At 63.0% G+C, this 16,724-nt stretch carries 17 protein-coding genes; 11 read left to right on the top strand and 6 right to left on the bottom strand.

Going from position 1 to position 16,724, the window contains the following annotated elements; all coding sequences use genetic code 11:
* The 3 genes from ilvC to HWY05_RS28765 all read right to left on the bottom strand — a co-directional run bounded on the left by ilvC (position 1) and on the right by HWY05_RS28765 (position 3,504).
* Entirely contained in the window at positions 1-1,017 is a 1,017-nt protein-coding gene (gene ilvC, locus HWY05_RS28775) for a ketol-acid reductoisomerase (protein ID WP_035551801.1), read from the bottom strand.
* 120 nt (positions 1,018-1,137) lie between these two features.
* Positions 1,138-1,629, bottom strand: coding sequence for an acetolactate synthase small subunit (gene ilvN / locus HWY05_RS28770; RefSeq protein ID WP_035551805.1), 492 nt, complete (start codon positions 1,627-1,629; stop codon positions 1,138-1,140).
* 111 nt (positions 1,630-1,740) lie between these two features.
* Positions 1,741-3,504, bottom strand: coding sequence for an acetolactate synthase 3 catalytic subunit (locus tag HWY05_RS28765; protein WP_035551806.1), 1,764 nt, complete (start codon positions 3,502-3,504; stop codon positions 1,741-1,743).
* Positions 3,505-3,867: 363 nt separating this feature from the next.
* On the opposite strand from HWY05_RS28765, the gene HWY05_RS28760 reads away from it, so the two are divergent.
* The 11 genes from HWY05_RS28760 to HWY05_RS28710 all read left to right on the top strand — a co-directional run bounded on the left by HWY05_RS28760 (position 3,868) and on the right by HWY05_RS28710 (position 13,897).
* Positions 3,868-4,431, top strand: coding sequence for an RNA polymerase sigma factor (locus tag HWY05_RS28760; RefSeq protein ID WP_012432361.1), 564 nt, complete (start codon positions 3,868-3,870; stop codon positions 4,429-4,431).
* On the top strand, positions 4,428-4,856 hold the full coding sequence (locus tag HWY05_RS28755; protein ID WP_035551807.1) for a DUF3619 family protein: 429 nt from the start codon (positions 4,428-4,430) through the stop codon (positions 4,854-4,856). The genes HWY05_RS28760 and HWY05_RS28755 overlap by 4 nt, the downstream gene beginning before the upstream one ends.
* A 16-nt stretch (positions 4,857-4,872) precedes the next feature.
* Positions 4,873-5,637, top strand: coding sequence for a DUF3106 domain-containing protein (locus tag HWY05_RS28750; RefSeq protein WP_035551808.1), 765 nt, complete (start codon positions 4,873-4,875; stop codon positions 5,635-5,637).
* A 12-nt stretch (positions 5,638-5,649) separates the two neighbouring features.
* The gene (locus tag HWY05_RS28745) at positions 5,650-6,165 is read left to right on the top strand and encodes an RDD family protein (RefSeq protein ID WP_035551809.1); all 516 of its coding nucleotides are present in this window, start codon (positions 5,650-5,652) and stop codon (positions 6,163-6,165) included.
* Positions 6,166-6,364: 199 nt separating this feature from the next.
* A complete protein-coding gene (locus tag HWY05_RS28740) occupies positions 6,365-7,306 on the top strand; it encodes a UDP-2,3-diacylglucosamine diphosphatase (protein WP_176060458.1) in 942 nt (313 codons plus the stop codon).
* Positions 7,307-7,336: 30 nt separating this feature from the next.
* Complete coding sequence (locus HWY05_RS28735) at positions 7,337-8,368, top strand: glycosyltransferase family 1 protein (RefSeq protein ID WP_035551822.1); 1,032 nt, start codon at positions 7,337-7,339, stop codon at positions 8,366-8,368.
* Between the two features lie 20 nt (positions 8,369-8,388).
* The gene (locus tag HWY05_RS28730) at positions 8,389-9,075 is read left to right on the top strand and encodes a diacylglycerol kinase (protein WP_176060457.1); all 687 of its coding nucleotides are present in this window, start codon (positions 8,389-8,391) and stop codon (positions 9,073-9,075) included.
* Between the two features lie 311 nt (positions 9,076-9,386).
* A complete protein-coding gene (locus HWY05_RS28725) occupies positions 9,387-10,112 on the top strand; it encodes a TetR/AcrR family transcriptional regulator (RefSeq protein WP_035551824.1) in 726 nt (241 codons plus the stop codon).
* Positions 10,113-10,114: 2 nt separating this feature from the next.
* Positions 10,115-10,699, top strand: a complete 585-nt coding sequence (locus HWY05_RS28720) for a TIGR00730 family Rossman fold protein (protein ID WP_035551826.1) — start codon at positions 10,115-10,117, stop codon at positions 10,697-10,699.
* 71 nt (positions 10,700-10,770) lie between these two features.
* Entirely contained in the window at positions 10,771-11,517 is a 747-nt protein-coding gene (locus HWY05_RS28715) for an SDR family oxidoreductase (protein WP_176060456.1), read from the top strand.
* A gap of 349 nt (positions 11,518-11,866) precedes the next feature.
* A complete protein-coding gene (locus HWY05_RS28710; protein WP_176060455.1) occupies positions 11,867-13,897 on the top strand; it encodes a glycosyl transferase in 2,031 nt (676 codons plus the stop codon).
* A gap of 17 nt (positions 13,898-13,914) precedes the next feature.
* On the opposite strand, the gene HWY05_RS28705 is transcribed toward HWY05_RS28710, so the two are convergent.
* The 3 genes from HWY05_RS28705 to HWY05_RS28695 form a co-directional block, all read right to left on the bottom strand.
* Positions 13,915-14,529, bottom strand: a complete 615-nt coding sequence (locus tag HWY05_RS28705; protein WP_176060454.1) for a DUF924 family protein — start codon at positions 14,527-14,529, stop codon at positions 13,915-13,917.
* Between the two features lie 146 nt (positions 14,530-14,675).
* Positions 14,676-16,175 carry a hypothetical protein gene (locus HWY05_RS28700; protein WP_176060453.1) on the bottom strand — a complete coding sequence of 500 codons (1,500 nt, stop codon included), beginning with the start codon at positions 16,173-16,175 and terminating at the stop codon, positions 14,676-14,678.
* Between the two features lie 113 nt (positions 16,176-16,288).
* A complete protein-coding gene (locus HWY05_RS28695) occupies positions 16,289-16,702 on the bottom strand; it encodes a group II truncated hemoglobin (RefSeq protein ID WP_035551837.1) in 414 nt (137 codons plus the stop codon).
* Positions 16,703-16,724 lie beyond the last annotated feature (22 nt).

Genomic DNA, 16,724 nt, shown 5'->3' with positions numbered 1-16,724 from the left:
TTAGTTCTTCGACTGGTCGACCAGCTTGTTGGCGGCGATCCACGGCATCATCGAACGCAGCTTCGCACCGACCGTTTCGATCTGGTGTTCAGCCGTCAGGCGGCGGCGCGATTGCAGCGTCGGTGCGCCGGCCTTGTTTTCAATGATGAAGCTCTTCGCGTACTCGCCCGTCTGAATGTCGGTCAGCACGGCCTTCATCGCCTTCTTCGTTTCAGCCGTCACGATGCGCGGACCCGTCACGTACTCGCCGTATTCGGCGTTGTTCGAGATCGAGTAATTCATGTTGGCGATGCCGCCTTCATAGATCAGGTCGACGATCAGCTTCAGTTCGTGCAGGCATTCGAAGTACGCCATTTCCGGCGCGTAGCCCGCTTCCACCAGCGTTTCGAAGCCGGCCTTGATCAGGTCGACCGTACCGCCGCACAGCACGGCTTGTTCGCCGAACAGGTCGGTTTCCGTTTCTTCGCGGAAGTTGGTTTCGATGATGCCGGCACGGCCGCCGCCGTTCGCCGCTGCGTATGACAACGCGATGTCACGTGCTGCACCCGATTTGTCTTGTGCGACCGCGATCAGGTGCGGCACGCCGCCACCTTGCGAGTACGTGCCGCGAACCGTGTGGCCCGGTGCCTTCGGCGCGATCATGATCACGTCGAGGTCAGCACGCGGAATCACTTGACCGTAATGCACGTTGAAGCCGTGCGCGAAGGCCAGCGCCGCGCCTTGCTTGGCGTTACCGTGCACTTCTTTTGCGTAGACTTCGGCGATCTGCTCGTCCGGCAGCAGCATCATGACGACGTCCGCGCCCTTCACGGCTTCAGCCACTTCCTTGACTTGCAGGCCGGCGTTTTCAGCCTTGCTCCACGATGCGCCGCCCTTACGCAGACCGACCGTGATGTTCACGCCGCTTTCCTTCAGGTTCAGCGCGTGCGCATGGCCTTGCGAGCCATAGCCGATGATGGTGACTTGCTTGCCCTTGATGAGGGAGAGGTCAGCGTCCTTGTCGTAGAAAACTTTCATGTCGGTTCCTTGGCTAAATTCGGTGATAACTGTGAAATTCAAATACTGCGAATGTTGTGCTGCCTGGCGGGATTTTTAAGGCTCCGCCCGGCCTTGATCGAGACGGGTTGGCGTTGAGCGTCACACCTTCAGAATGCGCTCGCCGCGACCGATGCCCGAACCACCCGTACGGACGGTTTCGAGAATCGCCGTGGAGTCGATCCCTTCGATGAAGGCGTCGAGCTTCTCGCTCGCGCCCGTCAGTTCGATCGTGTAGGTCTTTTCGGTGACGTCGATGATGCGGCCGCGGAAAATATCCGACATCCGCTTCATTTCCTCACGTTCCTTGCCGACCGCCCTCACCTTGATCAACATCAGCTCGCGCTCGATGTGGGCGCCCTCGGTAAGGTCGACCACTTTCACCACCTCGATCAGGCGGTTCAGATGCTTCGTGATCTGTTCGATCACGTCGTCCGAGCCAATGGAGACGATGGTCATGCGCGACAGCGAACGGTCTTCGGTCGGAGCCACCGTCAAGGTTTCAATGTTGTAGCCGCGTGCCGAGAACAAGCCCACCACGCGTGATAACGCGCCCGGTTCGTTTTCCAGCAGGACTGAAATGATGTGTCTCATGATTCGCTTCTTCCAGATGTTTTGTCGATGTCTGCGAGCGGATTCGCGCCGCTTCGCCCGCGTTTGCCGTTTTTGACGGCACGCGTGACGAAGCCGGCACTCAAGCCGTCGTTATAGATCTTCCGAACCCATGAGCATCTCGGTGATGCCCTTGCCGGCCTGGACCATCGGCCAGACGTTTTCGGTCGGATCGGTCTGGAAATCGAGAAACACCGTGCGATCTTTCAGGCGCAGCGCTTCCTTCAACGCCGGTTCGACGTCGGCCGTGTGTTCGACACGGATACCGACGTGGCCGTACGCTTCGGCGAGCTTCACGAAATCCGGCAATGCATCCATGTACGAATGCGAATAGCGCTTGCTGTATTCGATCTGCTGCCACTGGCGCACCATGCCCAGATAGCGGTTGTTCAGCGAGATGATCTTCACCGGAGTCTCGTACTGCTTGCAGGTCGAGAGTTCCTGGATACACATCTGGATCGAGCCTTCGCCCGTGATGCAGAGCACGTCGTCGTCCGGGTGCGCCATCTTCACGCCCATCGCCGCCGGCAGGCCGAAGCCCATCGTGCCGAGACCGCCGGAATTGATCCAGCGACGCGGCTTGTTGAAGCGATAGAACTGCGCCGCCCACATCTGGTGCTGGCCGACGTCGGAACACACGAAGGCATTGCCGTCGGTCAGTTCCCACGCCTTTTCCACCACGTACTGCGGCTTGATGATGTCGCTCTTGCGGTCGAACTTCAGGCAGTCTTTGGCGCGCCAGGCTTCGATGTCCTTCCACCAGTCGGCGAGCGCCGCGGTGTCGGGCCCATGCTCGGCCGTTTGCAACTGCTCGATCAGCTCCTTCAGCACTTCCTTCACGTCGCCGACGATCGGAATGTCGACCTTGACGCGCTTGGAGATGGAAGAAGGATCGATGTCGATATGGATGATCTTGCGCGGACGCGACGCGAAGTGCGCCGGATCGCCGATCACACGGTCGTCGAAGCGCGCGCCGATGGCGATCAGCACGTCGCAGTGCTGCATGGCCATGTTGGCTTCGTACGTGCCGTGCATGCCGAGCATGCCGAGGAATTTCTTGTCGCTCGCGCGGTAGCCGCCCAGACCCATCAGCGTGTTGGTGACCGGATAGCCGAGCAGGTCGGCGAACTGGTTCAATTCACGCGCTGCGTCCGCGAGGATGATGCCACCGCCGGTGTAGATGTACGGACGCTTCGCGCCCAGCAACAACGACACGGCCTTGCGAATCTGCCCCGAGTGGCCTTTCGTGACCGGGTTATACGAGCGCAGCGACACGCTCTTCAACGGTTCGTACTGGCACGGCGTCTTCGACACGTCTTTCGGAATGTCGATCAGCACCGGGCCGGGACGGCCGGTACGGGCAATGAAGAAAGCTTTCTTGACGGTAGCGGCGAGGTCGCGCACATCTTTCACGAGGAAGTTGTGCTTCACGCAGGGACGCGTGATGCCGACCGTGTCGCACTCCTGGAACGCGTCCTGGCCGATCGCGGCAGTCGGCACCTGGCCGCTGATCACGACCATCGGGATCGAATCCATGTAGGCGGTAGCGATGCCGGTAACCGCATTGGTGACGCCCGGACCGGACGTCACGAGGCACACGCCAACCTTGCCGGTGGAACGCGCGTAAGCGTCGGCTGCGTGGACCGCGGCCTGCTCGTGGCGTACCAGAACGTGCTGGAATTTGTCCTGCTTGTACAGCTCGTCGTAAATATAAAGTACCGAGCCGCCGGGATAGCCCCAGATGAACTCGACGTCTTCGTCGGCCAGTGCCTTCATGAGCACGGTGGCGCCGATAGAGTCAGCTTCGGGATGAGGAGTCGTATCCGACGTGGAGAATTCCGCGCTGGGCATATTCATTTATTCACCTTTCGAAATTTCGGCAAAAATTTGATCGGGTGCTCTCTGCCGGGCTTGTGGCTCGGGTTCAAGCTGCGCGTCCAGTTGACAGGTGAGCTTCTTGGGCCACACCTCAATTGAGACAAATCACTTGTGTTGCGAACCAGCGAAGATATCTGCTGACGCCCACGCGGTCAAGCAAATATTGCCTGAGCGCCCTGCCCCCGAATCTCTCCCGTCGCTCCAGATCGACCGAAAGCTTGTTATAGAAATGCAAGGTGGATCACGTTTCGCCCCAGCGGCGCAAAAGTTTGTTAGCATCCGCGAGTTTTACGACATTTTTCGACCGATTACGCGCACGCTCGCTGCGCCGACCCCCAACGGATGGCATCAGACAAGGAACTCGCCGATTTTTTGGCGGGCGTCGAAAGGCGCGCATTCAAGCAGACGGTCTACGCCGTGCGGGACGACGACGCCTCGCTAGATATCGTGCAGGACGCGATGATCAAGCTCGCCGAAAAATATGGCGACCGTCCGGCGGCCGAACTTCCGCTGCTGTTTCAGCGTATTCTGCAGAATGCGATGCACGACTATTTCCGTCGTGCGAAAGTACGGAACACTTGGGTGAGTCTGTTTTCGTCGCTCGGCAACGCCGACGACGAGGATTTCGACCCGCTCGAAACATTCGAAGCCCAGCAAGGCTCGGCGGGCTCGGAGAGCAACGAACAAAAACTCGAACGCGAACAGGTTCTGCAGTTAATCGACGACGAGATCCAAAAGTTACCGGCACGTCAACGGGAGGCGTTTCTCATGCGTTATTGGGAAGATATGGATGTCGCCGAGACTGCCGCCGCGATGGGCTGCTCCGAAGGTAGTGTGAAGACGCACTGCTCGCGGGCCACCCACACGCTGGCGCAAGCGCTCAAGGCTAAAGGAATCACGCTATGAGCTCCCTGGAAACCAAAGAACTCGAGTTCGCCCGCCAAATGCGCCGCGCGCTCGACGAAAACGCCGCCAGCATTCCCACCGCCACCGTCGACCGGCTCGCCGCGGCGCGCCGTGCCGCGCTCGCCCGCAAGAAGCCCGAAGCGGTGAGCGCGCCGGTGTTCGTACCGGCCTTCGCCGGCGCGGGCATGCCGGCTGGCATGCCGCCGGTCGAATTGCCGCAGCGCCGCCGCTCGCCGCTGCGCCGCTTCGCGCTCGCGTGGCCGCTCGTCGCGCTGGTCGTGAGCCTGGTGGGGATTGCCTACTGGGAAGACCAGCAGCGCACCGCCGAACTCGCCGATATTGATGCCGCCATGCTAAGCGACGATCTGCCGCTCAATGCCTACCTTGACCACGGCTTCAACGCGTATCTTTCACGCGCCCACTGAGCGGGAGATTCTTCGGGTGAGTTACAAGCGCGGCCTGGCCGTTGTTTTCGGATGTACGATCGCGGCCCTGGTGTCGTTCGCCGCGACCTATCCGCGCTTTTACCCGAGCCCCTCCACGCCCAGCGCCCCCGCTGCGGGCGGCAACACGGCTACCGCCAAGGCGCCCGCGCCCACGCTCGCCGTTGAACTGCCGGGCCTGCCCGGCAGCAAAAGTCCGATGGCTTGGTCGCGCCTTAGTTCGGCCGACCATATCGCGCTTGCGCCGTTCGAACCCCTTTGGGATTCGTTCAGTGACGAACGCAAGCGCAAATGGATCAAGATCGCGTCGCGTTACCCGAAAATGTCGCCCGATGCGCAAAAGCGCCTGCACGATCGCATGACTGAATGGGTGCGCATGACGCCCGATCAGCGGCGCGTCGCGCGTGAAAATTACCAGGTGTCGAAGGAGCTGCCGCGCGAGACTCGTCAGAACGCGTGGAAGACCTATCAGCAGTTGCCCGAAGAGCAGAAGGAACGGCTCGCGGCGAGCGAACGCAAGCGTCGGCCGAGTGTGATCAGTGCGCCGCCGTCGGGCCGCACCGAGATCAAGGGTATCGATCGTCTCGTCAATGCGCGTGAACATGGCGCAAGCGGTGCTGCCACGGCCAGCGCCGCAGCCGCCGCGACGCTGCCGAGTCCGGCCGCCGTCGCACCGGCGATTCCCGCCGCAGGCAGCTTCGTACCCGCCACGCCGGTGCCGGTTTCGCCGGCCGAAGCGCCGTCGATTTTCAACGGCTCCTGATCCGGCCCGCCCGTGTCCCAGCCGCTCGCCACCCCGACACTGCCCGTTGATGCGCCCAGCATCGCCCCGACCGTTCGACGGCGCCTCGCGGCGTTGCTCTACGAAGCGGTGATCCTGTTCGGCGTGGTGTTCATCGCCGGTTATCTGTTCAGCACGCTCACGCAGCAACGCAACGGTCTGACTCACCACAACCTGCTGGCGGCCTGGATCGGGCTCGTGGTCGGCGTGTACTTCGTGTGGTTCTGGACCCACAGCGGCCAGACCCTGCCGATGAAAACCTGGCGCCTGCGCGTAGTCGCCGCCAACGGCGCGACGCTTTCCACCGGCCGCGCAATCGTCCGTTACGTGCTGACGTGGCTATGGTTTCTGCCGCCGCTCGCACTGCATCCGCTGCTTGGGCTCAAGCTGCCGCAGACGCTGCTGATCGCCGGTATCTGGTTCGTGCTGTGGGCCGCCACGGGCCGCTTCGATCCGCAGCGCCAGTTCCTGCACGACCGCCTCGCCGGCACCAAGGTAATCGGCGTTTAGCGTCAAGCTAACGCGCGCACCCTTCCCGCCTTAACCCCACACGCCCTGCCCCGCGGACCACCGTCCCTCGACGTCGCCCCGCCTCCCCGCTGCCACTCGCCGCAAACCCTCCCCGCAGTAATAAGAACTTCTCGTGACTGTCACGGCACAGTCACGCGAGCCAGGCTCAATACGGTCACTGCAACTCGACGCGTGAGCCATGGACCCCAAAACGTCCGCGACTTCCCTGTTCCGCCAAACCGGCCCGAGCGTCGACCCCGTCGCGTTCCGCCCGGAACCCAACCCCAGTCACGGCTTGCCGCTGCCTATGGCCTCCTTGCCGCTCGACGCTTCCGCCGGTCATCACGACGACGACCATGCCGAGCCGCATCGTTACCGCACCATCTGGCTGTCCGACATCCATCTCGGTTCGAGCGGCTGCCAGGCGCCCTATCTGCTCGACTTCCTGCGCCACAACGAGTCGGAGTATCTGTACCTCGTCGGCGACATCATCGACGGCTGGCAGTTGAAGAAGGGCTGGTACTGGCCGCAGGCGCATAACGACGTGGTGCAGAAAATCCTCCGCAAAGCCCGCAAAGGCACCCAGGTCGTCTACGTGCCGGGCAATCACGACGAAGCCGCGCGCCAGTTCTGCGACCTCGCGTTCGGCGACATCCACGTGCGCGGCGAGGCGTTCCACACGACGCTCGTCGGCAAACGCCTGTGGATCGTGCACGGCGATCTGTTCGACGGCGTGATCCAGCACGCCAAGTGGCTCGCGTATCTCGGCGACACGCTCTACACGATGATCCTGATCCTGAACCGCTGGTTCAACCGGATCCGCAGCCGGCTCGGCTTCCCGTACTGGTCGCTGTCGCAATACCTGAAGCATCAGGTGAAGAACGCGGTGAATTTTATCTCCTCGTTCGAACGCGTGATGACCGACGAAGCGCGCCGCCGCGGCTGCGACGGCGTGGTCTGCGGACACATCCACAAAGCCGAGATCCGCGACATCGACGGCGTGCTGTATTGCAACGACGGCGACTGGGTGGAAAGTCTCTCCGCGCTGGTCGAGACGTATGAAGGCGAACTCAAGGTGATCTACTGGACTGTGATGCGCTCCCCGGAAGTCGATGTGCAAAAGGCTCGGGCGACCGCGTAGTCCCTCTCAACTTTCATAGGGCCAACACCGATGAAGATCATGATCGTCACCGACGCATGGGAACCGCAGGTCAATGGCGTCGTGCGTACGCTGAAAAACACCACCCGCGAACTCACCGCACTCGGCCACAACGTCGATCTGCTGACGCCGCTCGAATTCAGGACGATCCCCTGCCCGACTTACCCCGAGATCCGCCTGTCGCTGCTGCCGCGCCGCAAGCTGCACGAACGGATCGACGGGTTCGCGCCCGACGCGCTGCACATTGCCACTGAAGGCCCGCTCGGCATGGCCGCGCGCAATTACGCGATCAAGCACAAGCTGCCCTTCACGACCGCTTATCACACGCGCTTTCCGGAGTATGTGCAGGCGCGCTTCGGCATTCCGATCGGCCTCACCTACAAGTTCCTGCACTGGTTCCACAAGCCTTCGCTGGCGGTGATGGCGCCTACGCCGGTGGTCAAGACCGACCTCGAAAAATTCGGCTTCACGAATGTGGTGCTGTGGACCCGCGGCGTCGATCTGGAAATTTTTCACCAGATGGACTCGAAGGTGCTCAATAGCGCGCGGCCGATTTTTCTGTACGTGGGCCGCGTCGCCGTCGAGAAAAACGTCGAGGCTTTTCTGAAGCTCGATCTGCCCGGCTCGAAGTGGGTTGCCGGTGAAGGCCCCGCGCTCGCCGAACTGAAGTCGCGCTATCCGCAGGCGAATTATCTGGGTGTGCTGACGCAAGCCGAACTGGCCAAGGTGTATGCTGCCGCCGACGTCTTCGTGTTCCCGAGCCGTACCGACACCTTCGGGCTGGTGCTGCTCGAAGCGCTCGCCTGCGGTACGCCGGTCGCGGCGTATCCCGTCACCGGTCCGATCGATGTACTCGGCAACGGCGGCGCGGGTGCGATGCACGAAGACCTGCGCGAGGCCTGCCTCGAAGCCCTGAAGATCGATCGTAACCATGCACGCGCGTGGGCAGAGCGCTTCTCGTGGACCGCGGCCTCGGAACAGTTCGCCGCCCATCTGAAGCCGCTGCCGCGCACGTCGTACCGAGAGGAAAGCGCCGCCGCCTGACGCGGCGCGCCGAGCTGTCCATGCCAATCAGACAATCCACCGCGGCGCGCGCCGCCCCACGCGCGCTACGCGCTATCGACGGCGCGAGCGAGACGACGAACATCGAACCGTTCGACGACGTGAGCGAACCCGGCACGCCGGATCATGCGGAGCGCGCGCAGGGATTGAACAGCGTGAACGGCGCGACGCATGCGGGTGCGAGTACGAGTCGCGCGGACGCAAGCAACGTGAACGCCAACCACGCGAACACGAACAACACGAACGACACGCAGCACGAACCGCTCAGCCCCGACGACCCGCTCGCGCCGCTGCCCTTCAATCCGTACAAAGGCAATCGCGGCCTCACCCGCGCCTGGCACGCGATGAAAAACTCGCTCGCCGGGTTTCGTGTCGCGATCCGCGAAGAAAGCGCGTTCCGTCAGGAATTGACGCTCGCGGCGATCCTGATTCCGTGCGGCGTGCTCGTGCCGGTCGAACCCGTATCGCGCGTGCTACTGCTCGGCTCGGTGCTGCTGGTGCTGATCGTCGAGTTGCTGAACTCGAGCGTGGAAGCCGCGATCGATCGTATATCGCTGGAACGTCATGAGCTATCGCGCCGCGCGAAGGATCTCGGCAGCGCGGCGGTGATGGTCGCGCTCGGCATGTGCGTGATGACGTGGGGGCTGATCGTCGGACCGCTCGTCGTGCATTGGATCGGCCGGTGGTGATGGACGCTTGCGCGCATAGCGTGCGAAAACCGCCTGAAAACACGTGAAAAACACACTCGGCGCACCGGCGCAAGGCGTCCGAAAGAATGAAAACCCTGAGTATCTGTTTGGTATAAGAACGGTCGGTTTATAATCGTCCGACAGTCCCACAAGAAAACGCTGGGTCGTCCCCAGGTTTTTCTTGCCCCGCAGGGATCTGCCGCACAACGGCAGATTTGAGGGCACTCAATATACCAACCGCGTCCGGGTGGATCACGCAGCAGCGGCATGCCGCCCAAGCGCCCAGCCCGGCGAAACCAGGGCCGGACGACATGGAAGCCAAACCTCCCCGCCGCACGCGCGAACGGATTCTCGAACTCTCGTTGAAGCTCTTCAACGAAATCGGCGAGCCGAACGTCACGACGACGACGATCGCCGAGGAAATGGAAATCAGTCCAGGCAACCTGTACTACCACTTCCGCAACAAAGACGACATCATCAACAGCATCTTCAGCCAGTTCGAGCAGGAGATCGAAAAGCGTCTGCGTTTCCCCGACGACCATCGCGCGACCATCGACGAAATGTGGTCGTATCTGCAGTACATGGTCGATTTCACATGGCGCTACCGTTTTCTGTATCGTGATCTGAACGACCTGCTGGCGCGTAATCGCACGCTCGAAACGCACTTCAAGCAGATCATCAGTCACAAGGTGCGTTTTGCGAGCCAGTTCTGCGAGCAACTCGTCGCCGACGGCGAAATGGTCGCCACGCCGGAAGAGCTGCAAGTGATCGCCACGAACGTGGGCGTGATCGGCACCTACTGGCTGTCGTACCAGTTCGTGATGAACCCGCGCAAGTACAACGAGCAGGAAGCGATGCGCGCGGAGCTGCATCAGGTGAGCGTGCAGATCGTGTCGCTGATGGCGCCTTATCTGCGCGGCCGCTCGCGACAGATTTTCGACGACCTCGTGTCGGGCAAGCTGCCCAAGCGCGAGTTTTACGACTACCTGCCACCGAAGGAAGGCGCCGCGCCCCGCAACGAACCGAAGGACGTGTGAGCATGAAGTCGGTGTGTGTGTATTGCGGCTCCGCGAACGGAGCCAAACCGCTGTACGCGGACGCGGCGCGCGCGTTCGGCCGCGCGCTGGTGCAAGCCGATCTCGCGTTGGTCTATGGCGGCGGCAAGGTCGGCCTGATGGGCGTGATCGCCGATACGGTGATGGCCGAAGGCGGCCGCGCGATCGGCGTGATTCCTGAGCTGCTGGTCAACAAGGAGGTCGGCCATGACGGGCTGACCGAATTGCACGTGGTGCCCGACATGCATCATCGTAAGAAGATGATGGCCGATCTGTCCGACGCGTTCGTCGCGATGCCGGGCGGCGCGGGTACGCTCGAAGAGTTCTTCGAGGTCTACACGTGGGCGCAGCTCGGCTATCACCAGAAGCCGGTGGCGCTGCTCAATATCGACCGATTCTACGATCCGTTGATCAGCCTGTTGCAGCACACGGTGGAAGAAGGCTTCATGCGTCAGACCTACTTCGACATCCTGCAGGTGGATGCCGATCCGGTCGAACTGATCGGCAAGCTGCAACGCTATCAGCCGCCCGCCAGCGACAAGTGGGCGATCAAACGCGACGCGGTTTGAATCTCGAAGTTTGACGTTTGACGTTCGAAGTTCAAAGCGGGCGCGCTCCGCGCCCGGCCAACGAGACGCCCATGACGAAAACGGTTCTGATCACAGGCGGCAGTCGCGGCATTGGCCGTGCGACTGCCCGGTTGCTGGGTGCGCTCGGCTGGTCCGTCGGTGTGAACTACGCGAGCAACCGCGCGGCGGCTGAAGCCACCGCCGCCGACGTCGAGCGCGCCGGCGGCCGCGCGTTGCCGATTGCCGGCGACGTCGCCAGCGAAACCGACGTGATCGCCATGTTCGACACGCTGCAGCAGGCCTACGGCCGCATCGACGCGCTCGTCAACAACGCCGGTATCGTCGCGCCGTCGAGCCAACTCGCCGACATGGACCTCACGCGCCTGAAGCGCATGTTCGACGTCAACGTGCTCGGCGCGTATCTGTGCGCGCGCGAAGCGGCGCGGCGCATGTCCACGAGTCGCGGCGGCGCGGGCGGTGTGATCGTCAACGTGTCGTCGGCGGCGTCGCGGTTGGGTTCGCCGAATGAATATATCGACTACGCGGGGTCGAAAGGCGCGGTCGACACGCTCACGCTCGGTCTCGCCAAGGAACTCGGCCCGCAAGGCGTGCGCGTGAACGCGGTGCGCCCCGGCCTGATCGACACGGAAATCCACGCGAGCGGCGGCAAGCCGGAGCGCGCCGCCCAGCTCGGCGCAACCACGCCGCTGGGCCGTCCGGGCAGCGCCGACGAAGTGGCGCAATCCATCGTCTGGCTGCTGAGCGACGCAGCGTCGTACGTGACGGGCGCGTTGCTCGACGTTTCCGGCGGTCGCTGAGCGCTGTTTTCCCTCGCGCCGGCAGCCGGCAGCGGGAAGCGGCTCTTCGCCCTTCATTCTTGATCGCCGCCGGCCGCATCTCGCGCCCCTCCGCCCCCTCGCTCTCATCTCCCACCAGCCGCTTCGCGCGAGCATCTTTTTCTCCCCGCCTTACAGATTCCCGTCAATTTGACGAGTAATCCCGGTCAGGTGCGAAATAGCCGCACCGATTCCCGCATTTTCTGTAATCGACAGTAATAAACTCGGACTACAATCGCTGCGAATCGCGTGGCATGCAAGCGCCTGCGACACCTGGCAAAAAACATCAGTAAGCGGCCTATGTTGCCGCCTACGGCGATTAGAGATCTTCATGCAAGAAAACCCATCCGCGCCGTTGGGCACGGGTGCTGTCGCGCTCGCGGCAGCCGCGTCGTCCGGTCCAGCCGGCGGCGTTCAGGACAACGTGCGCGCCGGCTCGGCACAGTTCGCCGACACCGGTGCGGGAGCGGGTGCGACTGCTGACCCAAGCACAGGCACAGGCACGAGTACGCCCAACGGCCTCTTCGCCGATGCAGGCGCCCCCGCACAACCGACCCCGTCCGACGCGCCAGTTCGTCCCGCCGATCGCGGCGCTCGGCGCTGGCGCGCGCTCGCCAAGGCGCGTGCGTTGCGCTGGATCGTCGCGCTGGCCATCCTGTGCGCGTGGATTCTGCCCGGCATCCTCGGTCATGAACCGTGGAAGCAGGACGAGACCTACACCTTCGGCATCATCCAGCACATGCTCGACACCGGCGATCTGGTGGTGCCGACCAACGCCGGTCAGCCCTTCGTCGAAAAGCCGCCGATCTACGACTGGGTCGCCGCCGGACTGGCGTGGATGTTCGGCCGCTACCTGCCCTTGCACGACGCGGCGCGTCTGGCCAGCGCGCTATTCGCCGCACTGACCGTCTACTACACCGCGCGCGTCGCCCGTCGCGCAGTGAACGCCGCGAGCTGGTTCGATCTGCGCGTGATCGGTACGCTCGCGTTGTTCGCCAGCACGCTGGTGGTCGTCAAACACGTGCACGACATGATGACCGACGTTGCGCTGATGGCCGGCGCGGCGCTCGGCTTCTGCGGTCTGTTCGAACTGGTGCTGGTGCATTTGCGCGACGAGGCGCGTCTGTTGCCGGTCGACGTGCGTCGCCGCCGCGACGCCGTGCGCAGTGCCGCGGCCATGTTCGGCGCGGGCGTCGGCGTGTCGCTGCTGGCCAAGGGGCTGTTTGTGCCGCTGGTATTCGGCGCGACCACCTTCGCGGTGCTGGTGCTGTATCCGGCTTGCCGCAGCCGCAGCTTCGCGGGCGCGCTCGGCATTGCCGCGCTGGTCTGCGCGCCGTTCGCGCTGATCTGGCCGATCTGCTTCTATCTGCGCTCCGAGCCGCTCTTCATGGTGTGGCTGTGGGATAACAACGTCGGGCGCTTTTTCGGTTTTTCAGTCGCGCAACTCGGCTCCGAAAGCGAGAGCCGGCTGTTCGTGTTGCGCACCGTATTGACCGTCGGTTTTCCGGCGGCGCCGCTGGCGCTGGCCGCGCTGGTCGGCGGCGCATGGCGGCGCTGGCGCGATCCGCGCGTGGCGCTGCCGACGATCTTCGCGTGCACGGGTTTCGTCGTGCTGCAAAGCTCGGCGACGATCCGCGAGTTGTACATCCTGCCGTTCATCGCCCCGCTCGCGCTGCTGGCCATGCAAGGCGTGGAACGGCTGCCGCGCCGTCTGCATACCGTCTGGGATATGACGAGCCGCGTGCTGTTCGGCAGCACGGCGGCGCTCGCCTGGATCGTCTGGTCGATCATGAGCAATCCGGCGAACACGCATGCGTCGCTGCACTGGCTCGGCCGCTGGCTGCCGCTCGATTGGGTGCTGCCGGTGAAGCCCGGCATGATCGCCGCGGCGCTGGCCATGACGCTCGGCTGGCTGTGGCTGCTGCCGGTTTTCAAGTTCACCGGCAAATGGCGCGGCGCGCTGAGCTGGTGCGCCGGCGCGATTCTGGCGTGGGGGCTGGTGAGCACCCTGCTGTTGCCGTGGCTCGACTATGGCAAGAGCTATCGCGCGGTGTTCGAAGACCTCGGCGCGAAGATGAATATCGAGTGGAACGACGGCGACTGTATGGCGAGCAGCGCGCTCGGCGAATCCGAAGCGCCGATGCTGTACTACTACACCGGCATCGAGCATCAGCCGACGGCCGATACCCGCTCGACCGAGTGCACGTGGCTGATCATGCAAAGCCGCCGCGACAACGCCAAAGCACCCGAGGGCGACGACTGGCGCCTGTTCTGGTCAGGCGCGCGTCCGGGCGACACGGATGAATTGCTGCGGGTGTTCGTGCGTACCCCGGCTGCCGGTGTGAGCGGCGACGGGGACTAACAGGGCGCGGGGCGCGTTCAGAACGACGACCCCGGGGTCCGCAGAAACGCGAGTTCCTCCGCCGTCGACTCGCGCCCCAGCACCGCATTGCGATGGGGAAAGCGCCCAAACCGCTCGATGATGTCCGCATGCCGCACCGCGGAACGGTAATACGATCCGCCCTGCGGCTCCGCTTTCAACCGTTCGAACAAACGCAGCGATTCGCGTTGGCTGTCGAGCGTTTCGTCGTGTTCGAACGGCAGATACGCGAAAGCACGATGATGCGCGCCCGGCAACAACCGATCGGCGCCGCCTGCGACCATCCGCTGCGCGATCTGCAGCGCGTGGTGATCCGCGGCGAACGCGCGCGGCGTGTTGCGATGGCAATTGCGGGAGAACTGATCCAGCACAATGATCAGTGCCAACGCACCCAGCGGCGTTAGCGTCCAGTCGTCGAGTTGCGCTTCGCGCGCCGCGTCGATCAGCGTGCCGAAGCGTTCGCGCAGCAGCGTATCGAAGGCGTCGTTGCGGGAGAACCAGCGCTTGTGCGCGTGGCCGAAGCCCGGCGCACCCGGCGCGTCGAACCAGCAGTCGAGCACGGCGCGCGCCTGCGGCGTCAAGGCGGCGTAATCCGCCGGGTTCGTACAGGGCATCTCGCACGGCCCGTTGGCCACCCTGACCTCGTGACCGCCTGGCTGACGGGAATGGCGGGCCCTGCCTGTCATCGGCACCTCCAACAAGAAAGATACGCGGCTGCTTAAGGCGACAAAGCCCTTTTTAGACGCCTGCAGCCGCACGTTTACTGCCGCGCAATCGCTTCGAAGTGACCGCCCTTATCCCAGATCAACACGTCACGCGAGTCTCTATAGGGAAAGTCAACCCGATCGACGGCAAGGGTCCCCGCTACATCACTGATGCTATACACGCGCAACGGTGGCGTGACAGCCGAATTGCCGTTGATGATCTCCACCGCGCGACGCGTCTCAGGGCCGGTGAACAGCATGGGCTCGTTGCGGCGGATCAACCGCTCCGCAATCAGCAGGTTGCGAATGGCATAGGCGCGCGTCAAATGATTCTGGCTATAGTCGCCGGTGGCATGTTGCAGCAGCGAGATCAGCAGGCAATTGTTACGGTCGCCGTCGTTGCGCACAACCCGCATACCGCTTTGGGCAAGCGCGGCGTCGATCCGATCGTGGTCGGTGGCAGCCTGGGTGGCTTCGCGCTCGAACTGCGAGCGATCGTTGCCATACACGTCTCGCCTGATCCCGACCGGCAACGACGCCCAGAGGTCGCCTGGAGGCATCACGACCGGCCGCGCGGGCAGGCGCTGCAACTGTTGCAGAAAGCGCTGGATATGCTGGTTGTCTGACTCTGCTCGCAGAGAACGGGACGACTGGAACGAACCGAGGGCGGGCCGCACGATAGCCGCACCGGAAGTCCCCCGCACACCAGCGGCGCGGCAAATTCTATCGGTTCTCGTTCGACTTAAACCGAACCTGTTGGCGATCTCCTCACGCGATTGATCCGCGTGAATGCGGGCGTAGTCTGCAACCTCGCGTCGTCTTGCATCAGTCAATGCGATTCTCGGGGGGACAATCCTCGGCACATCAAAGGCACGGCGAATTCTAGTGACTGTGTTTTGGGATACATCGAATATCGTGGCGATGTGATTATCCGAATTGCACGGGTGAATGCGGGCGTAGTCTGCAATCTCGCGTCTCCTTGCATCAGTCGAGACGGGTCGAGGGAGCGTGTTCGGCACACCGAAATCACGGCGAATTCCATAGACTGTCCTCGGAGATACATCGAATACCCTGGCGATCTGCTTATCCGTTTCGCGCAAGTGACCGCGGGCGTAGTCCGCAATCTCGCTCTTCCATGAACAGGAGCCCAGGCTGTCGACGGTGACAGTCCCGGCATGATGCGGCGGCGTTTGATCGTGCCTCTGCCGACCCTCTCGCATCGCGCCTTCGGCAGTACCGGGCGGCAGTCGATGTTGCAGGCTGAGTGACGGCAACGTATCAGGGCTTGCCGCTGATCGGCCTTGAGAGAATCGCGACGCCCAACCCGGTCCTTCAGGCAAAACGTAGTCGGGATCGAATTCTTCCGGCGGCCATTGAGGGTTCACCGGTGTCTGATCCGACGAGGCGGCGGGCGGCGTATGGGCTTGCGGAACAAGACCAGACACCGCCAATCTCTGACCACAATCGGCAAACTGCTGCGTGGATGAGACCCGCTCGACTTCCGCCCGATTTTCCTGGGGAACAAACGGAGGCCGTGCACCATTGTTGACGTTCATGACACTCTCCTGTTTCTAACGGCGACACGTGATTCTCCGTTGTACGCAGCAGCAGAGGTCATACAGGGGTCTATGGCACGATCAGGTGTTGCGGTCGTGTATCCCCGAAAAAATTAGCCATTGCGGTTGCGCATCCAGTCGGCGGTTTCGAAGAACGAACCCAGCAGACGCTCGCGCAACGGTTCGTCCAGACCGATGTCCTGCATCGCCCACGCCATACACCTGAGCCACTGATCGCGCTCGCTCGACGCGATGGCGAACGGCAAATGCCGCGCCCGCAAACGCGGATGCCCGAAGCGGCTGATGTAGTGATCCGGACCGCCCATCCAGCCGCACAGAAACCAGAAAAACTTGTCGCGCGAACCGTCGAGCGACTCCGGGTGCAACGCCCGAATGCCGGCGAAATCCGCCTCGAGATCCATCAGGTCATAAAACCGGTCGACCAGTTCGCGCACGCGCGCTTCGCCGCCCACCAGCTCGAAGGCCGTCGGCTGCGCCGCGGACACTTCGTCGTCAAGATCGCTCATACCCACTCGTCAAACAGAAAGA

It is taken from the genome of Paraburkholderia sp. BCC1876, from assembly GCF_902833695.1.
Lineage (GTDB): Bacteria > Pseudomonadota > Gammaproteobacteria > Burkholderiales > Burkholderiaceae > Paraburkholderia.
This window is presented reverse-complemented; position numbering and strand designations above follow the sequence as displayed.